Origin of the sequence: Sphingomonas sp. (assembly GCF_019635515.1) — a bacterium.
Taxonomy (GTDB): Bacteria; Pseudomonadota; Alphaproteobacteria; order Sphingomonadales; family Sphingomonadaceae; genus Sphingomonas.
Genome location: NZ_JAHBZI010000001.1, coordinates 666956 through 693571 on the forward strand (window position 1 = coordinate 666956; position 26616 = coordinate 693571).

General features: G+C 63.3%; 23 protein-coding genes, 1 tRNA gene and 1 pseudogene. 14 read left to right on the forward strand and 11 right to left on the reverse strand.

Features of this window, described 5'->3' with window-relative positions:
• The first annotated feature begins 7 nt into the window (after positions 1–7).
• Complete coding sequence (locus tag KF730_RS03335) at positions 8–982, forward strand: DUF3800 domain-containing protein (RefSeq protein WP_294092244.1); 975 nt, start codon at positions 8–10, stop codon at positions 980–982.
• Between the two features lie 310 nt (positions 983–1292).
• The gene (locus tag KF730_RS03340) at positions 1293–2525 is read left to right on the forward strand and encodes a hypothetical protein (RefSeq protein ID WP_294092245.1); all 1233 of its coding nucleotides are present in this window, start codon (positions 1293–1295) and stop codon (positions 2523–2525) included.
• Positions 2526–2533: 8 nt separating this feature from the next.
• Here KF730_RS03340 and KF730_RS03345 read toward each other — a convergent pair whose 3' ends face one another.
• The 8 genes from KF730_RS03345 to KF730_RS03380 all read right to left on the reverse strand — a co-directional run bounded on the left by KF730_RS03345 (position 2534) and on the right by KF730_RS03380 (position 13519).
• Positions 2534–3538, reverse strand: coding sequence for a hypothetical protein (locus KF730_RS03345; protein ID WP_294092246.1), 1005 nt, complete (start codon positions 3536–3538; stop codon positions 2534–2536).
• A 296-nt stretch (positions 3539–3834) separates the two neighbouring features.
• A complete protein-coding gene (locus tag KF730_RS03350; protein ID WP_294092249.1) occupies positions 3835–4404 on the reverse strand; it encodes a hypothetical protein in 570 nt (189 codons plus the stop codon).
• Positions 4405–4619: 215 nt separating this feature from the next.
• On the reverse strand, positions 4620–7700 hold the full coding sequence (locus KF730_RS03355) for a hypothetical protein (protein ID WP_294092251.1): 3081 nt from the start codon (positions 7698–7700) through the stop codon (positions 4620–4622).
• A 36-nt stretch (positions 7701–7736) separates the two neighbouring features.
• The gene (locus KF730_RS03360) at positions 7737–8711 is read right to left on the reverse strand and encodes a CsgG/HfaB family protein (RefSeq protein WP_294092252.1); all 975 of its coding nucleotides are present in this window, start codon (positions 8709–8711) and stop codon (positions 7737–7739) included.
• Positions 8711–9277 carry a hypothetical protein gene (locus KF730_RS03365; RefSeq protein WP_294092253.1) on the reverse strand — a complete coding sequence of 189 codons (567 nt, stop codon included), beginning with the start codon at positions 9275–9277 and terminating at the stop codon, positions 8711–8713. The genes KF730_RS03360 and KF730_RS03365 overlap by 1 nt, the downstream gene beginning before the upstream one ends.
• 146 nt (positions 9278–9423) lie before the next feature.
• Positions 9424–11409: a hypothetical protein gene (locus KF730_RS03370; protein ID WP_294092254.1), complete on the reverse strand. Its 1986-nt coding sequence runs from the start codon at positions 11407–11409 to the stop codon at positions 9424–9426.
• 68 nt (positions 11410–11477) lie between these two features.
• Positions 11478–12233 (reverse strand): hypothetical protein, encoded by a 756-nt coding sequence (locus tag KF730_RS03375; protein ID WP_294092255.1) that lies wholly within the window; start codon positions 12231–12233, stop codon positions 11478–11480.
• 119 nt (positions 12234–12352) lie between these two features.
• Complete coding sequence (locus KF730_RS03380; RefSeq protein WP_294092256.1) at positions 12353–13519, reverse strand: pyridoxal-phosphate dependent enzyme; 1167 nt, start codon at positions 13517–13519, stop codon at positions 12353–12355.
• 623 nt (positions 13520–14142) lie between these two features.
• Between KF730_RS03380 and KF730_RS03385 the strand changes: the two genes are divergently transcribed.
• From KF730_RS03385 to KF730_RS03420, 9 genes and pseudogenes are all read left to right on the forward strand, one after another.
• Positions 14143–14904 (forward strand): LuxR family transcriptional regulator, encoded by a 762-nt coding sequence (locus tag KF730_RS03385; RefSeq protein WP_294092257.1) that lies wholly within the window; start codon positions 14143–14145, stop codon positions 14902–14904.
• Between the two features lie 46 nt (positions 14905–14950).
• The gene (locus KF730_RS03390; protein ID WP_294092259.1) at positions 14951–15586 is read left to right on the forward strand and encodes an acyl-homoserine-lactone synthase; all 636 of its coding nucleotides are present in this window, start codon (positions 14951–14953) and stop codon (positions 15584–15586) included.
• A 13-nt stretch (positions 15587–15599) separates the two neighbouring features.
• Entirely contained in the window at positions 15600–16481 is an 882-nt protein-coding gene (locus KF730_RS03395) for a phytanoyl-CoA dioxygenase family protein (protein WP_294092260.1), read from the forward strand.
• A 38-nt stretch (positions 16482–16519) separates the two neighbouring features.
• Positions 16520–16681 (forward strand): annotated as a pseudogene (locus KF730_RS17770) (DUF6499 domain-containing protein); the annotation flags it as partial.
• 69 nt (positions 16682–16750) lie between these two features.
• Positions 16751–17296, forward strand: coding sequence for a DUF2285 domain-containing protein (locus tag KF730_RS03400; protein ID WP_294092261.1), 546 nt, complete (start codon positions 16751–16753; stop codon positions 17294–17296).
• Between the two features lie 427 nt (positions 17297–17723).
• The gene (locus tag KF730_RS03405) at positions 17724–19325 is read left to right on the forward strand and encodes an FAD/NAD(P)-binding protein (protein ID WP_294092263.1); all 1602 of its coding nucleotides are present in this window, start codon (positions 17724–17726) and stop codon (positions 19323–19325) included.
• Positions 19291–20136: a hypothetical protein gene (locus KF730_RS03410; protein ID WP_294092264.1), complete on the forward strand. Its 846-nt coding sequence runs from the start codon at positions 19291–19293 to the stop codon at positions 20134–20136. The genes KF730_RS03405 and KF730_RS03410 overlap by 35 nt, the downstream gene beginning before the upstream one ends.
• A complete protein-coding gene (locus KF730_RS03415; protein WP_294092266.1) occupies positions 20133–22472 on the forward strand; it encodes a hypothetical protein in 2340 nt (779 codons plus the stop codon). Before KF730_RS03410 ends, KF730_RS03415 begins: the two co-directional genes overlap by 4 nt.
• 386 nt (positions 22473–22858) lie before the next feature.
• Complete coding sequence (locus KF730_RS03420) at positions 22859–23152, forward strand: hypothetical protein (RefSeq protein WP_294092267.1); 294 nt, start codon at positions 22859–22861, stop codon at positions 23150–23152.
• Between the two features lie 64 nt (positions 23153–23216).
• On the opposite strand, the gene KF730_RS03425 is transcribed toward KF730_RS03420, so the two are convergent.
• From KF730_RS03425 to KF730_RS03435, 3 genes are all read right to left on the reverse strand, one after another.
• The gene (locus KF730_RS03425) at positions 23217–23654 is read right to left on the reverse strand and encodes an Arm DNA-binding domain-containing protein (RefSeq protein WP_294092269.1); all 438 of its coding nucleotides are present in this window, start codon (positions 23652–23654) and stop codon (positions 23217–23219) included.
• A gap of 173 nt (positions 23655–23827) precedes the next feature.
• Positions 23828–23914: transfer RNA gene (locus KF730_RS03430), tRNA-Leu, on the reverse strand.
• A 206-nt stretch (positions 23915–24120) separates the two neighbouring features.
• On the reverse strand, positions 24121–24303 hold the full coding sequence (locus KF730_RS03435; RefSeq protein WP_294092270.1) for a hypothetical protein: 183 nt from the start codon (positions 24301–24303) through the stop codon (positions 24121–24123).
• Between the two features lie 115 nt (positions 24304–24418).
• On the opposite strand from KF730_RS03435, the gene KF730_RS03440 reads away from it, so the two are divergent.
• The 3 genes from KF730_RS03440 to KF730_RS03450 all read left to right on the forward strand — a co-directional run bounded on the left by KF730_RS03440 (position 24419) and on the right by KF730_RS03450 (position 26577).
• Positions 24419–24586, forward strand: a complete 168-nt coding sequence (locus KF730_RS03440) for a hypothetical protein (RefSeq protein WP_294092272.1) — start codon at positions 24419–24421, stop codon at positions 24584–24586.
• Between the two features lie 537 nt (positions 24587–25123).
• A complete protein-coding gene (locus tag KF730_RS03445; protein WP_294092273.1) occupies positions 25124–26083 on the forward strand; it encodes a hypothetical protein in 960 nt (319 codons plus the stop codon).
• An 8-nt stretch (positions 26084–26091) separates the two neighbouring features.
• Positions 26092–26577: a hypothetical protein gene (locus tag KF730_RS03450; RefSeq protein WP_294092274.1), complete on the forward strand. Its 486-nt coding sequence runs from the start codon at positions 26092–26094 to the stop codon at positions 26575–26577.
• Positions 26578–26616: the final 39 nt, after the last annotated feature.

Sequence of the window (26616 nt, forward strand, 5' to 3'; positions counted from 1 at the left end):
GCCGCCTGTGACGCTTCACTTCTACATCGACGACAGCGGGAAGGATGATCCGCCCGTATTCGTGCTCGGCGGCGTAGCGTTCGAGAGTGATCGTCTCGCGGCGTTTGAGCGCGATTGGAACGCCGCGCTCGCCGCACCGCCGGCAATCGCCTATTTCAAAATGACCGAAGCCAAGGCCTGCCGCGGCGCTTTTCAGAATATACCGCCCGCCGAGCGGGACATTAAAGTGAAAGCGCTGGGCGAGGTGTTGCGGGAACATGCCGTTGCGACGCTCGCCGTGATTGTGCGCCACGAAGATTATCGGCAGGTCTACGCCGGTAAGATGATGCGCTGGATGGACCGGCCCTATCAGATCATGTTCCACCTCGCGATCGCCACGGCCTACAAGCTCTGTCAGGAACAGGGGTTGGGCGAGCAGGCTGAATTTGTTTTCGACCGGCAGCTCGAGCATGAACAGGCACTGCAGGATTCCTATCCTGCTTTCCGGCGCGGGATGGAGCCGGCGCTCGCCGCGTTTCTTCCGGAAGATCCGCGCCACGCCGACGACAAGGTCGAAGTCGCGCTTCAGGCCGCCGACATGGTTGCCTGGCACGTCCGGCGATCGTGGCGGGATGGGCATAGAGCGCTCGCGTCGGCATCGACCGCCGGGCCTGCCATCGCCGCGCTGCCCGGCAAGCATGACCTCTTCACCGAGCAGACGCTTCAGTATCTCGCACAGATCGCGACCGGGACCGTGCGGCGAATGAACACTGTCTTTCCCTATGAGGCCGAGCGGATCGCCGGACAGTTCGACATGGCGGCGACCGTTGCCAATTTTCATCTGATGGCCGATGCGCGCCCGCTTCAGCCGGTGGAGCTCATTTCCTTCCCGGCCATCGGAACCGGCAAATATCTGCTTGTCCGTAGCTGTGCTCAACTAGACAGGCCGCATCTCCACAGGCGATCCGAAAACAGGTGCCTAGGAGCGGCGTCGGCGGCGTAATCCCGTCTTCCAGAATGGCGATCGCGACGGGCGCGCCGCAGGTCTTGCAGGCAACGCCGAGATAGATCGCGTTGCCTCTCAGCTCCAATTCGATGGCACGGCCGATCGGTTCCATGCGCAATTCTCGCGATCATCCAGCGATTGGACAAGCGTCGTCCGCGCCTTCGTTCGCGGACACGCCATCATCATCCGTCTTATGCTTGGAGGAAAATCTCGCCGGCGGCGCCTGCCAGCCGGCGGCCGATCCATGCAGGGGAACCGCCCAGTGGTCACGAGGGACGAACTGTATCGACTGGTCTGGTCCGAGCCGATGATCAGGATCGCCGAGCGGTTCGAGGTATCGGGGAGCTATCTAGCGCGCATCTGTACTCTGTTGAACGTTCCGAGGCCAGAACGCGGATATTGGGCCAAGCTTGCCGTCGGCAAGGCGCCGCCTCAGCGTCCGCTGCCTGAAGCGCGCGCCGGCGATCCGCTGCAATGGTCGCGGGACGGCGAGCCTATCGCCGCGCCCAAGCCGGTTGCGCCCATACCGCGAGCTCCGCGAGCCAAAGCGTTGAAGATCCCTCGCGGTATGATCCATGCTCTGGTTCGGGGTGCGAGGACGCATTTCGAGAACGGGCGGCCGATCGATGAAGGCGCCTATCTCAAACCGTTCAAGCGGCTGCTGGTGGATGTTACCGCTTCGGCCGCTTGCCTGGACACAGCACTCGAGCTTGCGAGCGACCTGTTTAACGCGCTCGAATCGGTCGGCCACCGCGTGGTGCTCGCGCCGGCCGGAGCGCAGCTGCATCGGCAGGAAGTGGAGGAGCGCGAAGCGGGCGGAGCGCCGCGTGAACGCTGGCATTATAGCGGCCTCTGGGCGCCGTGCCGCCCGACGGTTGTGTATATCGGATCGGTGGCGGTCGGGCTCTCGGTTGTCGAAATGTCGGAGCATGTCACGCTCCGCTACGTGCGTGGGAAATATATCCGGGAGCGGGATCATGTCCCTTCACGCCGGGATGGCCATACATGGACCACCACGCGCGACGTTCCTTCCGGCCGGCTGAGGATCATTGCCTATTGCCCCTATGGCCGGGTCACCTGGTCACAGCAGTGGCAGGATACGCCCAAGGCGTCGCTGCGCCCTGCGCTGAAAACGATCGTCGCCGCCATCGAGCAAGCCGCATCCGACCTTGTCGCGAAGCTGGAAGCGGCCGAACGGCGTGCGGAAATCGAACATCGCGAGTGGCTTGCCAAGCAGGAGCGATGGCGCCGCGAAGAGGATCGCCGCCGCGTCGAGCAGGCCAACAGCGACAGCGACAAGCAGCTCCGCGACGTCATCCGGCAATGGTCGGACATTATGAGCGTCGAAGCTTTTCTCGCCGGTGTCCAAACGCGTGCTGAGGTTCTGTCCGGCGACGAGAAGGCCATGGTTCTTGAGCGCTTGGCGCTCGCGCGGGGATTTCTGGGGTCGCAGGATCCGCTCGACTTCTTCCGAGAATGGAAGACGCCGGACGAGCGGTACGAGTCTCGATATACGGAGGAGGAAGACGATCTGCGCTGATTGCCGAATTAGACTGCTTCCAGCTGATCCTCGAGCGTCTCGCGCAGTACGCCTTTATAGGCGAGCAGGTTGCGCACCACATTTCGATGGACGCCAAAAAGCCGCGCCGCGCCGTCGATCGAACGCTCCGGGCGATTCACGTCGATCATCGTGCGCAGATCGTTGAACGGGCAGAGCAGGCTCTGTGCGAAGGCACGCTGGAATTTCTGGCGATCGGTTCGCGCGTCGCTGACCGGCCCAAAAGCGGACTGGTTCGTCCAGATCGCGTCTCCGAGCAGCCGCGCGATTTCAAAGCGGCGATCGACGACGGTGCTCGATTGAATGGCGACCTTTTCGCTCGTGCCCCTGGTGCGAAGACGCGCGGCATAGGGTAGTCTTCGCGCGGTCGCGGTTGCTTCCTTCAGCGTCTCCCAACGCGTCAGCAGCATGTTGGCGAATGCGGCGTCGCTGATCGGGCCATGATCGAGGCCGATGAGCTCCCGAACTTGAGCCGCCGCCGATTCGGCCAATTCCCAAGGGCTCGGATATTGGCGCGTGCCACGCGCAGGATCGACACGTTCGGCCAGCCCCAAATCGATTTCTAGCGGAGAGGCTTCTGATGCTTCGAGCACCTGCTCAAGCATGCGAGGGCTGTCCGCTCCAGGATAGGCGGTCGCCGCTTCCTTGACTTCTTCAGCACCGAGCGACGGCGCAAGGCGCAGCAGGCCTTCCACGACCGAATCCGGCGCCTGATCGGGATCGAAGCCAAGGCAAGCTTCGAGCTTTCGCCACGCCGCAAGTTCTGCATCGCCGCGCTCAGTGACGAGCTGATCGACCAGCTCACGCAAGGTAGCCGCGTCGGCGGAGCGCGCGCAGTTGTCGCGTACGAGGTTGAAGAAATTGTCGATGCCGTGCTCGAACTGGTTGCCGGTTACCATCCGGACCCGCGAGTCGAGATATTGCAGCGGTTCTAGCGGTGTCCGCCGGCTGAGAGTCGGAGCGATGATCACGCGTTCGCCGCCGCTGTAGATCATCAATGGCGGCCACAAAGTACCGCCCGATGCCGAGGAGAGCTCGTGGCGCATGCGCCAATCCGGGGAAGGCATGGTCGTCGGATCGATCGGCTCGCAGCGGAGACGCCACCAATGATCGGCAAACCAGAATGCGAGCGTTACCGCTGAACCACGGAAGAAGTCGCGATTGGTGCGTGTGGTCAAATCGGCGACGCGCGTCAGATAATCGCCGCCGAGACGGATTGCGATCTCCGCGACGTCTACCGCGTCAGCCGCCGGACTTTCCGGCCACGCCGCCTCGATTTCGAAGAAACCGCTCATGGCCTGTATCGCTCCTGCGCCGCGCTCAGGATCGCGATCCCTTCATTCCTTGTCATCCGATCGCACATATATAGGTGTTCTTCGGAGGAATCGTAAACCCATCGCTCGAAGCGGGCGATGACCTTGGCTGCCATCGCGTCTCCAGGAAGCAGCGGATAGCCGTGATAGATGGCGCGGCCTGGATGCGTGATCCGGCCTTCAAACACCCAGCCTGTGGTATCGATCGTCCAGAGCGTCCGCGGATCATGCGGGGCGCCCTGATGCCCGATCAGGCCCGCGAAGATGCCTCGCCGTAAGAGGTCTGGGATGCGGTGGATATCGTCAGGCGTGAATTGCGCATGTCCATCGCAATAGGTGGGATCGTCCGAAATCGCGGGGATCGGATCGAGGCCGAACGCGCGAGGATGAAGCTTATGCTTTGCATAGGGCTCATAGTCTGCCCGACCTGCCAGGCGTGCGAGGTCTTCCGCGAGCAATGGCAAGTCGGCCAGCTCCCGCTTGTCGTTATCGCTTCGCCTCGGCGTCAAGGTGCGGCGTTCTGGCCTGCGAATTGTCACGATCGTCAAGCACTCCGCCGGTGTCGCATCCTTGACCTATTATCCCGCGACTTCCCACCTATGGACGAATATCGAAGGCAGAACCACATTTTGCGACCTGCGCCGCGGCACGAGTGTAGCAGAAATGCGCGCACCGCTTGAGGATGAAAGGCCGCCACGCTTTCGCGTGACGGCCTTTCCCGCCGGCGAGCTCCGGGGGGAAGAGCTCTGACCGGCGGCGCTGCTCAGCGTGGGGAGGCGATCACGCTGGTCGCCTGGTTCCCCACCGCTGTCGCCGCGAGGCTGTTGCCGGTCATCGAAAGCGTGCTTCCACTGACCGCGCCGGTGGTGATCTGATAGGGTGCGGCAGACAGGAGCGCCGTGACCCCACCATAGTTGGTCTGGACATTGGCAATGCCGACGCCCGGAGCCGCTTCCGCCGAGGTCAGCGCGACGCTGTTGTTCGCGCTGTTGCCATAGGCCGAGGCCTGGATCGCGTTGCCGCCGAGGGTGATGCTCGATCCCGTCACCGCCGCCGACGCGTTGAGCGGCACGCGGTAGCTTGAGCCATCTGCGCTCGCAGTTACCGCGCCATAATTGGCCTGGCCGTTGAGCAGGACATTGCTGCCCTGGACCGATTCATCGCGAAGGTTGGCCGACGCCGGACTCCCTGCGCCACCCAGGCCGGCGATGGTCATCGCGTTTTCGGCGGCGTTGCCTCGCGCCAGCGCCGAGGCGGCGTTGCCGGTGATCGAGATCGTCGATCCATCCACGGGACCCGTAGCGGGTTGCGTTAGCGCATAGCCCGCGACGCTGATGGCAGCGGCGCCGACCTGCGCCATGTTGGTCTGACTGTTTGCCAATGCCGAGCCGGGGTCGGTCGCGGCTGCGGCCTCCACGGTCAGCATGTTCGCGACGCGGTTACCGGCGGACTCCGCGACATTGGTGTTGCCATCCACCGTGAAGCGCGATCCGGAGATGCTCTCGCCCGATCGCACATCGCCGATATGCGAGATGGCGTTCGCATGCGCGCTGCCCGTCGCGAATTGCTGATTGGCCAGCGCCACACCGCCCGTCGCCATCGGTGGTCCCAGCGGGCCGCTGGACGCGAACGCGCCGGACTGCGTGCCGTCCGTCGCACCATCGGCTTGAAGCGCATTCGTGGCGTCGTTGACCACGCCAAGCGCAATGTTGCTGTTGCCGGTGAGCGAAGAGGCGGAGTCCGTCAGATCGCCATGGGCGCCGAGCGAGAAGTCGGATGTCGCGGCGATATTCGCCTGGCCGTATTGGCTCGACGACAGTGCGGCCCCGGCATCGTCCAACTCCGACGCGGAAAGCGTGAGGCGATTACCCGCGCTATTGCCAAGCGCTTCGGAACGCTGCCGGTTGCCCGCAACCTGGATCGTCGAGCCGGAGGCGGTGCCTCCGCCGACCACACCGCTAAGCGTGGCGACATCGCTCGCGATCGTTGGTGTGAGCGCGTCGTTGACGCTCATCTGACCGAGCTTCTGGTTGTTGGCGAGAACCAGCGTGCCGCGCGCGCCATAGTCGGTCTCGACTGCACCACTCACCGCCGGTGCCCCATTACCGCGGACCGTCGCGGCAGTGACGTCGAGCGCGTTGCTGGCGGCATTGCCGATCGCCGAGCCCGTGGTGGAGTTGGCGGCGACGGTCAGTGTGGACCCGGTGATGTCGCCGGCTGGGGCGATCAGCACGCCGCCGGGGTCGGCGAGCGTGCCGAGCGTCGAGGTGACACTGCCATTGCCCGACTGGACATTGTTCACCGCCGCGCTGGTCTCCAGCGTGGTCACGGCAAGCTTCGCCGCATTGGCCGCGCTGTTGCCGATGCTGTTGCCGGCGCCGCTATTGCCGGTAAGATCGACCGTCGATCCGAGCAGCGCTCCGCCGACGCGCGCACGAACTTCGGATCCGGCCTGCAGGTTCGACAGGCTCGCAGTATTGTTGTCCTGGACGTTCTGGACGGTAAACCCGGCATCGGCGAACGCGTCGCCATTGGGTCCGACCAGCGCGACATTGTTGCTCGCCGCGCCGGTACCCGCCTCCGAGGTCGCGGCATCGACGGTCAGCCGGTTGCTGGTGGCCTCGTTGCCGATCGCCCTCGTGTCGCGGACATTCTGCGAGATCGACAGGCTCGAACCGTCAAGCTGACCGGCCACATCGGTGGCAACGCCGCCATGCGCCGAGGCGACAATCACCGCGCCCGCCGCCGACTGGACGTTGGTGATGGTGCCGATCGCGCCGTTGCCACCGGGCGCGGTCGAAATATCGGCGGCGGTCAGCGACAGGCCGTTGGCCGAGCGATTCCCGTTGGCGCTTGCCGAGACCGTGTTGCCGTCGCTGATCAACGATGCGGCGCTGGCGTCGGCGCCGATCCGCGTGACGATCGCCGGGCCGCCGTCAAGGATGCCGTCGAGAAGATTTCCGGCGCGAGCCTTGATCACGCCCGAGGCCTGCTCGTTGCTGAGCACGCCGAACCCAGCCGAGACCGACGGGTCGCCTTCGCCGATCGCCGGAACCCGCGAGGCGAAGCCGGCCGGGCGCGGCGCTTCGATCGCGCCGCCGGACACGGAGAGCATGTTGGCGACCGCGTTGCTCGCGGCGTCCGCGTCATTGCTGTTGCCGCTGAGGTTGACGCTGGTGCCGGTGATGGCATCGGTGTCGAGGGTGACGCCGCGCCGGACACGCGCCGCGACCCCGCTATTCGGACCGCTGACCTGCGTGCTGACGATGCCCGCGCCGTCGCCGGCTTCGCCGGTGACCGCGATCGTCGCGGTCGCGGCATTGCCGTCGGCGGCTGCGGACTGCGCATTGTCCGTCAGTTCAAGCGCGCCGCCGAGCACGTCATGGGCCGCAATGCTGATCGGTGACAGTTCGATGTCCGCGACCGCTTCGGCGCTGCCGGAGCGCTGCTGATTGGCGATGAGCGTATTGGCCTGCGCGTCGATCGCCGCCGTGCCCGCCGTGAGCGAGGTCGATCGGCTGGGCGAGGCCGGGCTCGGAGGCGGTGCGAGCGTCTGCGTGGCGGCGTTGGCGCGGGCCGTGGCGGTGATCGTATTGCGATCGAGCGCAACCGTCGATCCGGTCAGCGGGCCGGCGACAATGCTCTGGATGGTCGCGCCATCGCCGCGCGCTGCGGTGAGGCCGCCGGGCGCGGACTGCGCGTTGGTCAGGACCGTATCACCGGTCGCCTGGCCGGATACGGCCTGGGCATGGGCGGGAAGCGCGGCGAGCGCGAGGGCGAGCGCCGCTCCGGCGCCGCTCAGCAACCGGCTTTTGCAGGCGCGGGTCTTCGATTTCGGAATCATGTCGTTCACTCCTTGGGGGGACAGGGTCAGGCGGCGTCAGCCGCCGCGGGTGCGATCGGTGGAGGCGGACCGCACGAGCACCGGATCAGGCGCCGGGCGCGCCGGTGCCTCGCGGATGGGCTCGGGCGGGAACCAGCTTTGTTTGGAAAGGCAGGGCGCCGGGTCGCTCGCGGCGACGGCTGCCACCAACCTGAGCGTCGCTTCCTCGAGCGCGGTGCGGATGCCGAGCTGCAGCGGCTCCTGTCCTTTGGCGCCGAGGTTCACGTCGAAGAGATCGGAGCCGAAGAAGCGGAACAGGTTGAACCCGACTTCATAGCCGGTGAATTGCTTGGTGAGGCTGATCGTCTTCACCACTAGCAGCGAGCGCGTGTCGACGATCCGCAGGTCGATCGCGACCGACTGGGTATAGATGCGCGCCTTTGGACCGAGCTGGCTGATGCGCGCCTCGATTCCGCCGGAGCGGATGTCATAGTTGAGCTCGGTGATGCCGCCGACGATGTAATAGTCGGACGCCGCGATGCTGCCCCCGAAATAGGGGAGCCAGGGCACCGCGGCGACGCCTGCGCCGATAGCATGCGGCGTGCCGTCGCCCAGTTGCCGGCGGTCGGTATAGCCGAGCTCGCGCTCGGCGATGACCGGATCGAACCGCTCGGCGAGCCGGACCGCGCGGCCCATCTTGCCGATCGCCGAGCTGACCATCAGCGCGCCGCCCTGGGTGATCGCGGCGCCTTCGGTGACCGAATATTTGCCGGTATAGTCTCGCACATCACCGACCGCGATCGTGAGCGGCCGGGCGCCGCGCCCGGCGAGGATATCGGCGAAGCAGCCGAGCGCGGGATCCATCGGTGTGCGGTTGTCGCGCACTGCGGGACCGATCGGTGTCGGCGCTTCGTCGGGCGAGAGCCGAAGGTGATCGAGATGCGCGCAACCGGGAAGCGCGAGCGCGGCGAGCATGAGGCCGGCGCGGCGCAGGCGCCGCGGCGGAGACGGAATGTGGATGAAGAACGGCATCAGTTGAGCACGCCGAACGCGCAGGCGCTCGAGCCCTGGACGCTGGCGGCCTGATTGCCGCTGTTGGTCTGGGTCGAGTTGAGCGCCTGCCAGGCCGTGCCCTGCACATTCGCGCTGGTGCCGCCCACGAGCGTCGATGAGACCGCTCCGGCGTTGAGCTGGCCGTTGGTGATATCGGGGCTGGAGCGGTCGCCGGTCGTGGAGGCGCTGTTGTTGTTGCCGGTGGCGGTCGAGCTGGCACCCGTCACGGTGGGCGAATTGGCGACCGCGCTCTGGACGCCGCTGTTGCCGGTCGCGGTCGCGGCGACCGAGCAATTATACTGGCGATCTACATGGGTGTTGTAGATCGGCGCCGAGAAGACGCCGGCGCGGCGGCGCTCGATCAGATCGCGCGCGGCGAGCTGGGACGCGAGGTCGCTCGGGGTCTCGAACTGCCAGGAAGCGCTCTCGCCATAGTTGTTGGCGGCGGCCGGTGTCGCGGTGAGCAGCGGGAGCGCGAGCAGCAGGCTGGCGAAAGGCGAGCGGGTTCGTTTCCGCGCCTTCGGCGCGGAGGGGATACTGGACATGGTGGGATCTCTCTCGACGGGGCGGACGGGATTGGCCCCGGCCTCGGTTGAGAGATGTGCCTTGCTTCGAAATTCTGTGGCAGACGCCTGGTGCCGCCAGGTCTCGCCATGTCACGCCACAGTGCGGCTTTGACATGATCTCAAATTCAGTCTGGGCGGTAGGTTTCGATCGACGGACCCTCGGCTGCTACTTGCAGAATGAATGTCGCCGCCGGCGGGGTGCCTGTGCCGACGGTTCCGGCCACCATCCGGACCTTCGCGCGCAAGGCGCCCTTACGAACAATGGTTCGATCGATCAGAAAATGGGTGGCGGTGCCAATTTCCTTGGCAGCGATACCTTCTCTTATGGCGTCAAAATCCCCGGCGTCGTCTCCGAGCTTCGCAATCGCGTCCTTGACCACATACGCGACGAACAAGCTGCGATATTGATCGGGTTTAACGCCTCTCATCCTGCGCAGCAGGACCGCTATCAACGACCATATTGTAGCTGTTGCGGGATCCAGGCTCACCAGATCCTCGATATTCACCGCCAACTCGCGGGTCAGAAAGAGATGCCGAATGATTGATCTTTTGGTTGCGCGGCAGGTGACGCGAATCGTGCTGACACGGTCGAATTTTGGCCGCCTAAGAGGCTCTGGAGGATCAACATCGGATTGCCGGACAGGGTCGGCGATATGGAGCGTAAGGCGCGCGCCTGCCCCTTGAATGGTGAATTTTCGCGACCCTGCCGCGCCGTCCAGAACCTGCCAGCCGAGAAGGCGCATAAGTTGAGCGATATTGCCGCAATGCCGGTCGAAATCGGCTTCGGAACGGCGCTTTGCCGACAGCAGTAACACCGATGTCGACCACAGGTGGTCACGATCACCGGCTATCGACGAAGACAGAATTTCCGGAGTGCCGGCATATAGTGCCGCCAGCACCGCTCTCGTGTCGGCCGGCCGCGCGTCCGGTTCGACGGCAAAGAAATGGGTCGCGTTCCAAGGAACCAGGCCCCAGGCCCAAGCCTGATCATAGTTTTCTGCGGCATCCGTCGCGGAATCCGAATGCTCGATCGTGCCGGCTGCCAGGAGCATCGAGCGCGCCTGAGGCATCGCGTAGCGTCCGGTCAGCACCGCCGCGGCGATTTCGACCGCTACGAATACGACACTGCTGTTTCGAACAACACCGGGAGATGCCTCAGTCTTGCCCGGAATGGGTAATTCGATGAACGCCGCCATATTCTCCGGAATCGCCGTATCGTCCGATAATTCGAGTTGGTTGCTGACGCGATAGGAGATCGCCACCGTATTTCTCGGCGCCACTCCCGCCGCGGCCTCCAGTGCGCGTTCGATTTTCACACCTCGAAGCAGAATGACCGTCGGCAGCTCGCCTTGCGGCGAAAACGCCTCCTCACTGTCCCAACTGACGAGATCGATACCCGCACGGCCCACGCGCCGGAGCCTCCACCGCAGGAGATCGATATCGAACTCTCGATCCACGACGAGGCGGACCGTGAATGCCCGATTCAGCTCACGAACGGCCGGTGCAAACCCCAGGGTGATGTCGCGCAGACCGTCGAAAAGACGCGGGCTTCGTTCCAGCGCTTGAATGATCGCAGCGCGCAGGTCGCGGCTGACAGCTCGACTGGGCGCCTCCTGAAATCCCTGGACGAGAACAGCTCGCCCCTCAATCGTCGCGAGAATTCTGCGCGGCCAGTGCGCATCGGCACCGAGCCTGTCCAGCAGGCCTTGCCGGACATCTGCGGTGAATATCGAGAAATCCCGCCATTCGTCCGCCGCGCGCTGAGACACCTGTGCGAGTCGTTCGAATGCCTGACGGGCAAACTCGTCCCGCCGGACATCCAGACCGAGGAACTCAGACACCTCGCACGCAAGCAGCGGAAAATTCGACAGCGTGCTATCGAGCAGTTCGCCTAGGCGAGCTCTCGCATCAGCATCGTTGCCGACAATGAGCTGACCGTCGAATGCAAAGGCGAAATAGGGCGGATCGCTGAGCGTCGCGGGCGCTCCTTCGATATCCCGCATCGGCATGTCCTGAAAATCGGCCGGCTCGAACCCGGATATGGTGTTGCCGCTGCCCACAATCTGGACCAGCCGGGCATTGCGCAGCTGCTGGCGGAAAATCGGAACCATGAAACCGATTCCCAACCCAACGGGATCGGTCAGGCCGACAAGTTCGGCCGACCCAGGATCCGCGCCGCTCACAGCAGCGTCCTCCAGCGGAAGAAATCTTCCACGAGTTCGTAGAGCTGCCCCGCATGCGCGAGCGCTTTCTGCCGCCCGTAGGTCCGATAGGTTCGAAGTACCGCATTAGGGCATTCCTCGAGCACGCGAAGTATGGGCACCTCCACTTCGAGCGCAGCGGGGCCGATGATTGCCACCAGCGAATCGCGCAGCGCAACGCCGCGGCTGAATTGGACTTCGATCGTCGTGCGGCGATCATCGTCGTCCTGGATCGTTTCGTCGTTCGCAAGTCGCGCGATCGCCCGCGCCTCGGGATAGAGGTTCGAAATATCCTCGGGCCGGACCGTCGGCATTTGACGGTAGTAATTGAGATTGGTCTCATAGAACGCCGCGACCAGTCTCGGCGGCGTATCCGCCCCGCCCGCCAGTTCGAAGGCCTCCCGGTTCAGCGTTCCTGTGCTCGGAGCATATCGATCAAAACCTCCGCTATCGAAGGGCAGGATGCGCTCGGCGCTCGCGAGAGCGGAGGAATCGAAGACGAGGCACATCGGAAGATGCTCTGCCATGCTGCTGGCAGCCATGCCGGCGAGCGGCTTGAACGCCGGCCGGCCGTAAAACAGATAAACCAGTGACTCACCGTAAACAGGACAATTCTCGGCCCTCAGTTCCCCAGTATTGAGCGCTTGGACACCGCGAATCACCGGCGTGCAGTGCACCAGTCCCAGCGGCAATCCGGCTGGCGTGAATTGATCGAGAAAATCGCTGAGACTCAATTCAGAACATCCTCAACCCGACGCAATCGCACGATCGATCCTTCGAATACCGGCAGGTTGATCGGATACTTGCGGAATGTAAACGCGGGCGCATCTGCAATAGCACACCAGCGAAGCCGTCAATGCATTAGGTTCGCGTCCACCATCAACGCTTCGGGGAACCCATGCTTCCCAAGCCGCTCAAGGACTTCGTACCATGACGCGACATCGATCTCGGCGGCCGCGAGCCATGGATAGTCATAGATTGTTGTCGCGTATCGATCGCCGTCGTCGCAACCGAGCGTTACGATGCTGCCGGTTTCGCCGCGCCTGTGCATTGCTTGTGCCAGCATCAGCGCGCCGATAAGGTTCGTTCCGGTCGATGGGCCAAACCGTCGCCCGACACGGTCTTCGAGCCAGTGCGTGCCAGCGACCGAGCCCGCATCGGTGACCGAGATCATCTGGTCGACTAGCGCTGGATTGAAGCTGGGTTCGACGCGGTTTCGGCCAATGCCTTCGACGACCCGGCTTGTGCAGCCGGTCATTGTCCAATCTCCCGAGGCATAGGCGCGGAAGAAGGCGGAGCCTTCCGGGTCGACCACGCACAATCGGGTCCGCGCATATTCGGTCTTGAAGCGGATATAGCGCCCAATCGTCGTGCTGGTGCCGCCCGTTCCGGCGCCCACTACGATCCAGCTCGGAACCACGGATCGCTGCTCGCGCATCTGCGCGAATAGGGTTTCGGCTATATTGTTGGCGCCGCGCCAGTCGGTCACGGTCGCGGCGTTCGAAAACTGGTCCATGAAATGACCGCCGGTCTCGCGTGCGACCCGCTTCGCGATCCGGCTGATATCTTCTTTCGGTCCGGCGAACAGGATCTCGCCGCCGAGCGCTTCGATCGCCGCGACCTTCGCCGACGCGGTTCGCTGCGGCACGACAGCGATGAAGCGCAGCCCTAGCTTGGCGGCGAACCAGGCTTCCGAGATGGCGGTCGAGCCCGACGAGGCTTCGATCACCGTCGACCCTTCGTGCAGATCGCCATTGCAAAGCGCGTGGAGAAACAGCGCGTGCGCGAGGCGGTGCTTGAGGCTGCCTGTAGGATGGGCGGTCTCGTCCTTCAGGAAGAAATCGATGCCCTGGAATTCGGGAAGCGGTACCGGGATCAACGGCGGATCGACCGCGGCGTTGGCGGGATCGCTCAACTGACCGAGCGCCCAAGCGGTCCATGCGCGGGCGCGGGGGCCAGCGCGGACCAAGGAGTGGCGGTCTTCGCGCTGCGCGACAGAAACTGCTTCGCGCCAGGTCATCGCGCCGGGCCTGCGATATTGAGATGGCGGCGCCGGGTCTCGGGGGGAGCGCCCGGCGCCTGATCTGCAACGTCCGCCGTGAGGTCAGGGATAGCGCGACAAACCGGGGCTTGGCGTCGCGTCAGGGCCCCACAAGCCGGATTGTGGCAGAGCATCACGGTCGGGAAAGCGGCAATGAGCCGGTGCGGCATGCGCCAAGAGCGGGTGCTATGAGGAAAGAACCAAACCCATCCCCGCCATCGGCATCGCGGCCTCAGCCCATCACCACCTCCCTGACCTGGTTCGCCCGCGTGCCGAGCGTTCCTGCCTCATAAGACGCGCGAGCGCGGCTTCTCCGCAATCAGGATGGTGTGGTTGACCGCGAGGATCGCACCCGCGCGGCTCCGCCTACAGGAAAATCATGTTGTTCCGGAAAGTTATCCCCAAGTCGGATTGCGGACAATCCAAGCGAAACCGTCCCTGTTCAGGCTAGAAGCATCTGAAGTGGACCGGAACGATAAATGGCCATCAATATTACTGTCGTATATATTGGACAATATATTAAGTCAATCACTGCCAACTGCTACAGAATTTTCCTCGACCATCGAGCCTCGCATTAGAAACTTTGCGCGCGCTTCGCTGAGATGAGCCTGGCCGATCTTGCCGAGGAGTTTGAACGTCGAACCGGTATCTGCGGTTCGCTGCAAGAACTCGTGCCGCTGATCGGCGACGCCGGCCGCGAGATCGGCTTCGATCATTTCGCGCTGACGATCTGCGATAATCTTCGCCAGACCGCGCCGCGCTTCGCCCATCTCGACAATTATCCGCCCGCCTATGCCGAAGTGTTCGTGGCCAACGGGCTCTACCGCTTCGATCCCGTCCTGCTTCACGCCCAGCGGCGTATCGGCGGCTTCGCTTGGGACGATGTTCGCGGCATGGCGACGTATCAGCGTGAACTGCTCGACCGAGCGGCGCGCGAAGGGCTGTGCTCGGGCTACACCGTCCCCGCCAATGTCCCGGGCGAGCCATGCGGCGCCGTCTCGTTTGCCAGCCGGCGCGCGTGCCGCATGACGTCCGAGATCTGCTGCGTGACCGACTTCATCGCCCGCACCGCCTTCGAGGCGTCCCGGCGGCTGCGGGGTTTGTCGGTATTGCCTGCACCCGTGCCGCACCTCGCCACGCGCGAGATCCAATGCCTGAGGCGGCTGGCGCTCGGCGAGACCGACAAGCAGGTCGCGCGTGCGCTTGGCATCAGCCCCGACACGGTCCGCCAATATGTGAAGACAGCGCGCAAATCCTATCGCGCCCGAACCCGCGCCGAGCTGATCGCGCTGGCGCTTCGCGACAGCCAGATCCTGTTCGGCGAGCCGTCCATTCCCCTATTTGGGGGAACAGACCTGGGCTGACCGCTCTGCTCCCATCGCGTGCGTCGAACCGCACGGGAGCAATCCAATGATCCATATCGTCCAGGGCATGCAGGACGCAGCGCATGCCCAAGCGCTCGAATCCATGTTCATCGACCGCAAGCGGCTGTTCGTCGACTTGCTGGGCTGGGACGTGCCGATCGTCGATGGCCGCTTCGAGATGGACCGCTTTGACGGGCCTGACGCCTGCTACCTCATCGCCTGCGATGGCGCCGGCGATCATATCGGTTCGATGCGGCTGCTCCCGACCAGCCAGCCGCACCTGCTCGACACGTTGTTCGCCGATCTGTGCAACGGCGAGGTGCCGGCCGGGTCCGACACGTACGAGATCACCCGGCTCTGCATGCCGTCACGCCTCGGCGCGGTGGAGCGCCTGCGCATCCGCAATCTGCTCATCTCGGCGATGGTCGATCATGCGCTCGAGCAAGGCATCGTGGTGATGACCGGTGTGGTGCAGGCCGATTTCCGTCATGCCGTGCTGGCGATGGGATGGCGGTGCGCGCCGCTTGGGCCGGAGCGGACGATCGGCCAGCGTCCGCTCGGCGCCTTCCGGCTCGAGATCGACGCGGACACGCCGTCGCTGCTTGCTCTCAACGGCATCTACACCGCTGGCGCGCGGGCTCGCTCGGGCGTGTCCGTTGGCGCTGCTGTGGCTGCGGCCTGAGCGGGAGGCGACCATGACCAACGCCACCGATTGGACCGCCCGTCTCGCCGCGGACGGCTATGCGATCATCCCCGAGGTGATCGATCGCGACACAATCACTTCACTCGCCAGCGATCTTGCGCCGATCTTCGACGCGACGCCGGCTTGCGAAGGCGATTTCTACGGCCGCCGCACCAAGCGCTTCGGCCGCCTACTGCTTCGCTCGGCCCAGACGCAAGCGCTGGTGCGGCATCCGCTCATGCTGCAAATCATCGACGCGACGTTGCGGCCGTGGTGCGACCGGTTCGACCTGAACCTGACCCAAGGCGTGGAGATCGGTCCGGGCGCCCTCGCGCAATATCCGCATCGCGACCAGGACATGTGGGGCGGCGCCAAGGGCGAGATCGAGTATCTCGTCAATGTGATCTGGCCGTTGACGCGCTTCACTGAAGCGAACGGGGCCACGGTCATTTGGCCGGGCAGCCATCGCCGTCAGGCGGAAGCGTCGCTGCCGCTCGAAGATGCGGTCGCGGCGGAAATGCAGCCCGGCGACGCGTTGCTATTCCTCGGATCGACGTTGCATGGCGGCGGCGCAAACCGGACGAGGCTGGTGCGGCGCGGGATTATCATCAGCTATTCGCTGGGCTGGTTGAAGCCGTTCGAGAATCCGTGGCTGGCGTATCCGCCCGAGGTCGCGCGGGACTTCGATCCCGAGCTGGCGGCATTGGCGGGCTACGCGATCCATCGGCCCAATCTCGGTAATTTCGAGGGGCAGTCTCCGGCGGTGCTGCTCGGCGATGATCTCCCCGCGCATCTAGCCGCGGTCGATGCGCTGCGGTCGGACCAGACGGCGGCGCTGGGCGACTATGTCGCTGGACAGACCGGGGAGGCAGCACGCGAGAACGGCAGCGTCTGAGCGGCTACCGGTCAGGCCCGACGCGACGCTGCGGCTCGATGATTTCGCCGCCCGCTTGGCTCCCGGATTGGCGGGATCCATCTGCCTATCGCTTCGAGCGACTGGACCGGGCTGGCTTCGCTTGGGAATGGTTGCGGCGATCTCCCGATTATCAAGAGATCGCTTGCCGCTTAGCTGATGATCCGGACGCCGCTGGGCGATGGGGATTGGTTGCATTCGAGCGGGCAGACCGGGCTGCCCCTGTCGCGCGGGCACAATGGCGATCCGATGTGGATCATCAGACGCTCGTGGCGGACAATCTCTCGGAGGACTCACCGCTCGCCAAGGGGGAATCTTGGCTCGATCGGCTCCGGGGCCTAGTCACCCTGATCGAAGGAAAGGACGTTGCACATCTTCTGATCACCGACGGCTGGCGGCGTCTCAGGATCGACTTGTACGGATACAACAGTGCCGGCGCACCGAACCTGCCTCGCTGGCAGCTCTCGGGGATCGACCTCAATTCACAACTGCTCTCGCTGAGGCGACTGGTCTCGGTAGCGCGCTCGCAGCGCTTCGGCGGCCATTTATGGCCTCGCGATCCACGAACTCGCCGGTGGATTCTTGCGCTACGGGCCCATGACGCGATTGCAGCCGGTGCGGGCCACCGTGAATTGGCCGAACTGTTCGGCGGCGTGACCGGCGACGCCCGCTGGCGAAGCCGAGAACCCTCACTTCGCCTTCAAGCCCAGCGCCTGGCGGCCCTTACGCGGACTCTACAAGGAATGGGGTTCGCGGATCGTTATCTCGCAAGCGCTGAAGTCGATCGCGGCCATTGATTACCGAACCGCCAAGAGTCGAGACAGTTAAGGACGAGCGACAGATGCTGCTTTCCCCAAGAGCGGGCTGGTCCGACAGTGCGTATCGTCTGCCGCACGTTACATACCGCAAGCAGCTATTCTCCGATCGATCGTACCGGACGTTGTATTGCAGATTATAGCCTGACCTGAAAAACGATTGGCTGTCGATATCAGCATTCATGGGCAAATGCTGAGCATCGGCTCCGGGTAGAGAATCGCATAAATTGAGCATATTAGATATCCAATATGGACATAAATCGTCTAGCCGCTCACATATTTGCCTTTGAGTCAAGAGTATCACGTAACATCTTGGTTAGGTGCGCTTCCCGACATGCGTGACTCATTGATGTCTTGACAGTGACCCACGCGTTGCAGCCTAATGTTGCGCTTGAGGGGGCGCTGCTAAATGTCGATCAGAAATGACTGCGAACTCGTAATAAAGGCGTCCCAAGCTTCTTTGCCCAATGTATATTTTGTAGGACCCTATGGCGCGCGCGTCAGTTTCGCATCGCAGCAGCGGCGGGTGCTAAACCTCATCTGGGCATTACGGGAGGGCGGCGACAAGCTTTGGCCCAACATGCGGCAACCGCGTGCTGCGGTGATCGGCGCCGGCATTGCCGGAGTGACCTGCGCTGCGGCGCTCCGCATGCAGAAATGCAGCGTTTGGCTGTACGAATCGACTGGCTCGGAGCTTGGTCTGCAGCGCCAAGCTAAGCACCGCTTTGTCCATCCTTCGATCAATTTCTGGCCTGAGCAGCCGCTCTCCTGGACGACTCGCTTTCCTTTCATGGATTGGTATGCGGCCTCCTGTGAGGACATCATCAAGATGATTTCCCGGCAATGGCAAAAGCCCTTTCGCGGCAAGATTGCGCAGCTCAAGACCAACTATGAGTTCAAGGGATTCGAAGCCGTCCCGCCTGGCGGGCCCAACGGCGGCCGGGTGAAGTTAAGCTTCGTCGGCCGGGATGACGAGTTCGCTGACATCGTGTTCATCACCACCGGTTACGGCCGCGAGAAAGATCTCGATGATCCCAAGTTCAAATCTTACTGGGAGTCCGATCACGTCGATCGTCTGACTGAGGACAAAGACAAGCATTATGCTGTGAGCGGTACTGGCGACGGGGGCGTGATCGACGTCCTGCGCCTGACCTATCCTTCGTTCATGAGTGACGAACTCGCGCTTCGCTTCCTTCTCAAGATCGACCCTGATGCTGGTGACCGGTCAAAGAAGTCGCTTCCCAGGGAGATCGTTTCGGAGATCGAGCAGAAGGCCGAGGCTCTCCTTGAGCCGAACGCGCGATCGCGCCACTATCATGAGAAATATACCGAGTTTGCGCTCAACCAGGACGACGAGGCGAAGCAATTGCTTCCGCCGTTACCGCCACAGAAGAACCCGATCATGCTGATCGGCCGCTATGAGCATCCGTACGACATCTCGAGCGCGCCTATCCACAAAATCCTCCTGGCGCTTTCGATCGCGCTCAAGCGAATCGAATATCACCAAGGTGAGGTCACGCGCGACGCGGGAGGTGTCTATTGGCGCACCAAGGAGGGTGAAGCCCCGGTACGGATCGAGGCCGACTATGTCGTTGTACGCCACGGCGCCATCCCCCCTATAGCGGACATCCTCGACCCGGACGCACTTGGGGCACTCCAGGGCACCCAGCGGGAACTCGGCGACTATTTCGACCTTAAAGGCTACGACGAGAAGAAGTATTTCGACGATCCGACGATCGCTCCCGGGCGTCACTCCGATCCGGAAGAGTTCTACAAGGTTCGAACCCCGATGGCGCAGGAGTTTTTGCGCTCCCGGTTTGACGTGGGAATGCGGTCGCCGCTTTCGACGAGCCTTGCCGGTTTCGAGGTCATGGACGAGCGAGCGCCTGATGTCGCGGAAGACCATCCCTTCGGCCGCTTGCCGAACGAACTGTTCGGAATTCCCTTGAAGATCTCCGGTGACCGCGTTCCGCCGATTGATCCGCTTGTCGGGCGAAGTGATCATGGCTGACGTCTTTGCGAATCCGATTCTGCGCTCCGGTCTCCATGTGGCGTCGGCGTGGGACGGCTTTGGCACGATCGGTATGCTGTGCCTCGACGGCCGCGGCACTATGGTCGCGCTCACCAGCAACAGAGTCATTGCCACCGATGAATATGGCACGCTGCCGAGCGTGCGCGGTGTTGTGACGCTGGGGCCCGCTTTCGCGCTCGAAGCGGCGCCGCATCCGCACCACTTACCCGCGACCGCCTTGATCACCGCCCTTCCTGTCGATGCAGGTGTTCGCGTTAGCGCGTCGGTCGCCGGGCTCGAGGCGGCCCGCCATTGCTGGTCGCTGCGCGCAGCCGAACACGAACGCCTATACCTGGCGCGCTTGGAAGGGCCGGTCCCGTTGGGCGTGCTCAGCGCCATCCATGCTTCCGCCTATCTGGAGACGGTCGAAGGACGGCAAAGCTATTTCGACGCGGCCGAGATCGAACTCACGGGCTGCGACGTTCTGCGCCCCGGCGATGCCGGGGGTCTTGTGATGACGCGTGAAGGCGCGCCGGTCGGCTTGCTGGTTGGTGCTCGTGGCACGACGGCGATCTTGGCACCGCTCGCCGAGATCCTCCAAGCCTCGGGATTTCTACCACTAACTCCGTTTGAGGCGGCGCGGCATGAGCGCGCCGTGATCGACCGGGCGGCGGACCGGGCGCTCGACCGGCAGGCCGAGGCGGAGCTTAGCGCGAGCTATGCGCCGGAACTGGACCAGTTGCCCGCCACATCCCGGTCGTCCGACGAGATTCGCGCGAAACACGAAGACATGTTCGCGAACGCCGCATGACGCCCCCTTCGACCGAGACCAATGCGCAGCGCTATGTCGAGGCGGCGATCAGCCTGCGCAGGTCTATTTACTGGAACCGGGAAGACAGCGACTTCGAGGCCAAGACCGGCCATGAGATCGTCTATCTCTTCGATACCAACGTATTCATTTTCCACGCACATGTTCATGATTCCGGTACGCTGAACGAAGATTTGGATAAATTGGTCGGTGAAGGGGAAGGCAGAGCCGAGCTATCGAAGGCAATGGCCCGATTAACGGCGGACTATCTGTTTTCTGGCCGGCTTCCCGGCCAGAAGGATCTCAAGGGCTATATCTCGCTTCCGCATTTCGAGGAGTCTCTCGATAAGGCGAGCGAGATCGGCAGAAAGATCGCGTTAGAGAGCTACGACGGCGCGTCTCTTCCTGTGGGGAAGGCGCTTGACGACATGCGCCAGACTCTGAAGTCGCGCATTTCGGTCAAGGAGAAGGTCCGCAAGATTGGTGAGGACTTACCCAAGGCTTGGCTGGATGCGCTTGACGCCAAAGCGCATTTCAACCGTGTCCTGAGGGAATGCTTCATCAAACCCGGTACGATCGTTCCGCTCGATAAACATCCTGACTGGGCTGCGGCCGGCCGGGTCGAGCACGCCGATTTGCAACCGTGGTTCACCGCGCTTCCCTCTCCTTCAAGCGACCGGACCGCCGATGCGATCCGCGGGGACGCGGTGACTCTTGCGACAATCGTCAATTTGTACCGCAACGATGAGGAGTCTACCGGCCGATACCGCAAACGCATGTACGTGCTTGTCACCAACGACAGCGTACTGATCAACGCTGTTCGGGACCGCAGAGGACTGCTTGAGCGCGAAGGCATTCCGCTCTTTACGCGTTCCGCGCGCGACTATCTTCCGCTGCTGAATCTAGAGTCGATGACGAGGGCGCTTGCGCGTGTCGCGCCGAACGAGAAAATGCGTGAGCGCTTCCACCAGGTGTTCCGCACTTTGACCTCGGCGGTTGACTGGATCGCCCTTGCTAAGGACGACGCATCTGCGCTGGCATCGCTTTCGAGGCCCGGAGGGCCGCTCCAGGACTTGCAGAACGCCTGGTCTGCGATCTCCGAATATGTTGCTGTTCTGAACGCGCGCCATCTGGTTGAGGAGGATGAGATCGTCGCGGACCTCGAAAGGTTCATGACCGGAGAGACCCAGGACGTCACTGCGAGGCTGGTCGAAACGTCGGTGCGAGCAGTGCGCGACAAGCATCTCTGGATCGCCCTGGACTCCGCACTTGCCGATCTGAGAATGCGCGCAGCGGCAGGGCACCCGGCGGGCCCGCGTCGCTTTCATTTGCATATGATTGACGAGACCTTCGGTGGCCTGCTCCCGGTCAATATGGACATGAACGCCTATCTGGACTCCCTCGTCAAATCGGGTGCGCCGAAGGTCATAAGCGATGAGAATTCTACGAATCCGCCCCGGCCAGGCGCGCAGCAGTTGGCCGCCTGCATCTTCATCGCCGCCGATCGCTGGGTCGCTGCGGCGCACGCCGCAGGCAGAGCGGTCGAGCAACTGCCGGAAAATGCGCGAGGACCGGAGCCATTCGATGCCCGCTATCTTCTTGCCCATACCCTGCGCTTCTCGTTGCGCACGCATTACGACCTTAGCCGCGCGCAGAAGTTGCTCAATCAGAACCTCAGCGCCTATGCGACACGTCCGATAGGCCTCAAACGCGCTTGGTTGCGTCGCTTGCGCGATGAGATGGAGCTTGGGAGCCTGCTCGTCACCGCAGCGATTTTGCAGGTTCTGTCGCTGACGCCGGTCGGCGAGCGCATGCTCGGGTCGAAGACCGGCGTCCACCTCACCGACAATCCCAGCGCGCTGCTTGCAACGGGTGTCTCGCATCTCCGTGATGCCTATGAACTGCTTCTCGAATCCGAGCCGCTACCCAATCCTAACGATGACCGGGAGAATAGGCGAACCGCGCAATTTTTCCGTGCGCTAAAGATGCTCGCGGTCACGAACCTTGCGGAAGCCTATGTGTTCGAGCAGCTCGCCCCGGGACTTCAAGCCGAGATTCCGGTCTCGCCGCCGAACATCGCCGATATCATCGAGACACTTGGGGAAGAAATTCGAAACAGTGCGCGCGACGATGAATCGCTGATTTTGACCCTGCACATCTACTACCACCGCGCTCGGGCGCTGCTTGGCAATGTCGACGACAGGGCTGCTGCACTGACGCGATTGAAGGGTCATCTCGATGCTGCGCGCGAGATACATGATCTTCCGCAGATCGATGTGCTCGAGTTCGGCTTCATTGCCGATCAGCTCGCCACAGAACCCGGCGCCGCCTCCACCTAACTTGAGGCTCCGACGAAGCCAACCAAGACATTCTGCTCCCATGGAAGAGCGCCTTGTTTTGATCGGTTTGCGCGTTTGTCAAAGCCTTGGGGAGCGGCACCCTGTTCGCTGAAAGGCCAATGGCTATGGCATGCCTGATTTCGATTGCGGAAAAGGCCCTCACACGCGTCTAAAGCTACAAGCAATCGATTCTTCGGTTTGAGGGTGATGGCACGGGGACTGGGCATTGCAGGTGTGCGGACGGTGGAGCGACTTAGCTCCGGCGCTCCGGGCCTGTGTGCCTGGGGCAGCCTGCGAATTAGCACCTGCCGGCTCGGCTGAGCCGGCGCGTGCCCGCGCTTTCTCGGAGGGAGCGCGCATTCTTCCCGAATCGATGAGTATTTCCCATGCAGAACAGTCCTGCGCGCGCCGCCGCGCCTTCTCACGTGCCGTCCGTCAAGGTTCCTCGTGAGCGCGTCGTGCGTCTCGCGGTCGAAACCGAAATCTGTCCGCAAGTTCTGCTCCGCGTCCTTGGGCTGTTGGCTCAGCGCTGGATCGTGCCGCTCACGATCTCGGCGCAGCGGTCGGACGAGTCGATGCGGCTGGAAGTCGAGATCGAAGTGCCCGCCGACGGAGATTATGCCTCGCTCGTTGCGAAGATCGAGGAGGTTGTGATGGTTCGGTCAGCCCGGATCATCTGAGCCCGGCTGCAAGTATATCGACAACTCTCGGGACCGGGAGTGCGGCCAGTTCGCGCGCGCGCGTCTATATCCATGGAAGACTCCGGGCTGCGGTGTTGCGTCTTCGCTGCTCCATGCCGAGCAGCCAGCGGATCTTTTCGAGCGTGACAGGCGCGCGTCCTTCGCGCTCGGTCTTGGTCACCCACTCCTCGGCGACCGTCTTGAAGGTATTGTCGGCCGCGATCTTCTTCGCGATTCGCGCGACCCTCTTCTCGGTGGCGGGATCGAGACCAGCCGCGATCTGGGTGCGTGCTTCATCGCGCTTGGCCCGGGCAGCCGCCAGGCTCACATCCGGCCATCCGCCGAGGTGGAGCGTCTTTTGCCGGTCGAGATAGCGGTAATTCATCCGCCAGAGTTTTGCGCCGGACGGCTGGACGACGAGGTACAGCGCGTCCGAATCGGTCAATTTGTACGGCTTCGCCGAAGGCTTGGCGTGCGTAATCTGGATGTGTGTAAGTGCCATGATGGTTCCAGCTCCAAGGGGCTGCTCAGGACCATCAAAAACACCATCAAAGCTGATGGTCTTGTGATGGTCTTTGCCGGATCAGCCCGGATTTCCACTGGCGAGTTTCGAGGAAAAAACGGTGGAAAACCAGCCGCTTGGTGGACGTTTCCGGACTTCGCCGGAAAGGCCACTGGTGCCCAGAAGAGGACTCGAACCTCCACGCCCTTGCGAGCGCCAGCACCTGAAGCTGGTGCGTCTACCAATTCCGCCATCTGGGCACGGGGTAGGCGGTGGCCACTACGGAAGGGGCTGGGGCCTGTCAACCGCATCCGGCATCTATTTGCGCGGTTGATCGCGACCCATTCCGCAGCGCGGCGGGTGGCCTTTCCGCGCCGGCCAGCGGCGGCCGCGCGATCGTGCGGCCGCATCGAACTGGCGGCCGCGGAAACCTTGGCCACCGCGCGACATCCAATGCGGTGAATGTTCAGGCGCTGGCATTGGTCAAGAAGCGCGGCGTTGCGCCAGAGGACAACGCCACCAGCGCGGCGCCGTCGAAATCGGCGGCCGCTTCACCAGCGGCGACGGCGAAGCTCGACTGGCTGGCGTTTGATCCGCCTATGTCGCCAACGAGGTCGCCCTGCACCGCACCGTCAATGGTGCTCCGCACAGCACGCTGGTCCCGGGCGCCAAAATGGCGAGCGCAAGGCATTGCTTGAACCTAACCTGAGCCTGTTCACCGAGCATCGGATGTACGCCGAGCATATCGCTTCGGAGCTGCGCTGATGACGGCGCTGGCCAGGGTGATGTTCGTGCAGACCGTGCTCGTCGCTTCCCCGATGGCAAGCGCGGCCCTGGCGCGGCCTGCGGGCAAGACCTACACGATCGTGATCGACAAGATGAAGTTCGGCGCCGTGTCGGCCGGGCTTGGCGTCGGTGACACGATCATCTGAGTCAACCGCGACAGGTTTCGCCAAATCGCCATTGCGCGACGGCGGCTTCGATGCCGATCTGCCGGCGGGCAAGATCGGAGAGACGGTGCTCATCCGCGTCGGCGCCATCGCCTTCTGGTGCAAGTTCCATCCGGGATGACGGGGCAGCTTGCCGTCGCGCGGTGACGCGCAAGGCCGCACCGGTTACTTGCGAAGAATGGCGCGAATCATCCGCCACTTGAAGAACAGCCCCGATTCGCTTGGCGAAAAGATCTGCTGGCCAGGCGTCGCTGTAGGTGCATACCAGAAGGTGTGCATGATTAGCCTGATTCGGTTCAAAATGGACTAAATAGGTATGCAGATATTATCTGCGTGACTTGGTAGAATGGTAGGCCAAAGTCACTAATTTCCTAAATCTCAATCAATACTCTGCCTAATTACATATCAGATTGGATGCAATAAACTAGTTTATACGGGATGATACATAGTTTCGCTTTAAACGATCCGTAAAATATCCAATACATTCATGTGTTCGTCGAGCGCATGAAAGTGAACCCCATGCAGAAAGGCGAGTATTACAAGATTTCAGCGGCGTTATCCTGCGTGGCGGGCTGTGTGATTGCCGCGCCGACAGGCGCCACGACGCCCGCATGTGCGAATATCTCCAATGTCGCCCGGCTCGCTTTCACCGAGGGCGATACCCCCCACATCATTGAATCGAATGCCGCCGCGTTCCGCGCCGCCCAACTCCTCGATCTGCACCTGACCGCTGACAGCGCCACCGTGCCGCTGGCCCGGAACGCTGCCGGTGCCATTCCTTTCGCGCTCACCAATAGCGGCAATGGCGAGGAAGCGTTCGTGCTCGATGCCCGGATCGACGGCGGCGACGCCTCGGTCACGGGCTTCGCGATCGACAGCGATGGCAATGGCCGGTTCGATGCCGCGATCGACGTGCTGATCCCCAATCGCACCGTCACCGCGCCGCTCGCGCCGGGCATCCGTGCCGCATTGCTGGTGCTGGTCGATGGCGGAGCCAGTGCCTCTCCAGGCACGCTGACCGTCACCGCGCGCGCGGTGACCGGCTACGGAACGCCGGGCATGGGCTTTGCCGGAGGAAATGAGTGCGAGGCCGTTGTCGGCGTGACCGGCGCCAATGCCGCCGCCACCGTCGAGCTGACCGCGGCGCCGGGCTCGGATCTCAGCCAGGTGACCCTCGTCAAATCGCAAAGCGTCGTCGCCCCGGACGGCAGCGCGATGCCGGTGAGGGGCGCGACGGTCATCTACACGATCGAGTCCCGCTTCGGCGGCAGCGGCGTGGTTCGCGCGGCGCGCTTCGCCGATCTGATCCCACAGGGCGCTCGCTACATTCCCGGTAGCCTCAGTCTCGACGGCGCGGCGCTGACCGATGCCGAGGATCGCGACGCCGGCGGTTTCGATGGCGAAGCGGTGCGCGTCGCGCTCGGCGATGTGTCCGCGCCGGCCGTCCACACCATCCAGTTCCGAGTGAAGATCCAGTGAGGAAGACCATGGCACGCTTTAGCAATTTCGGTAGCATCCCGCTGGCGCTGGTCGCCATCATCCCGGCCACGCTCGCTGCCGCACCGGTGGGATCGCCGGTCAGCATTACCGCGCAGGTGCTTGTCGAGACCCGCAAGCCCGCGGCGGACGGCACGGTGCGGATCGTGCTGGCGCCGGCGGCGCGCGTCACGCCGGGCGATCGTCTCGTCTATCAGATCACCGTCCAGAATTCGGGCCGGGAAGCGGCGCTGAATCTGGTCGTCGCCAATCCGGTCCCGGCCGGTCTGATCTATGCCGGCGCCGCCGCCGGCTCGCCCGAGCCCGAGCTTTCGGTCGATGGCGTGCGCTTCGGCACATTGTCCCAGCTCGCGGTGCGCAGCGAAGGCGTCAGCCGGCCCGCGCTTCCCGCCGATGTCCGTGCCGTCCGCTGGCGGATCGCCTCGATCGCCGCCGGACGCAAGGCGCATCTCTCGTTCCGCGCCACACTCAAATGACAGCCACCACTCCCACAGCATCTTGAGCAACAGGGAAAA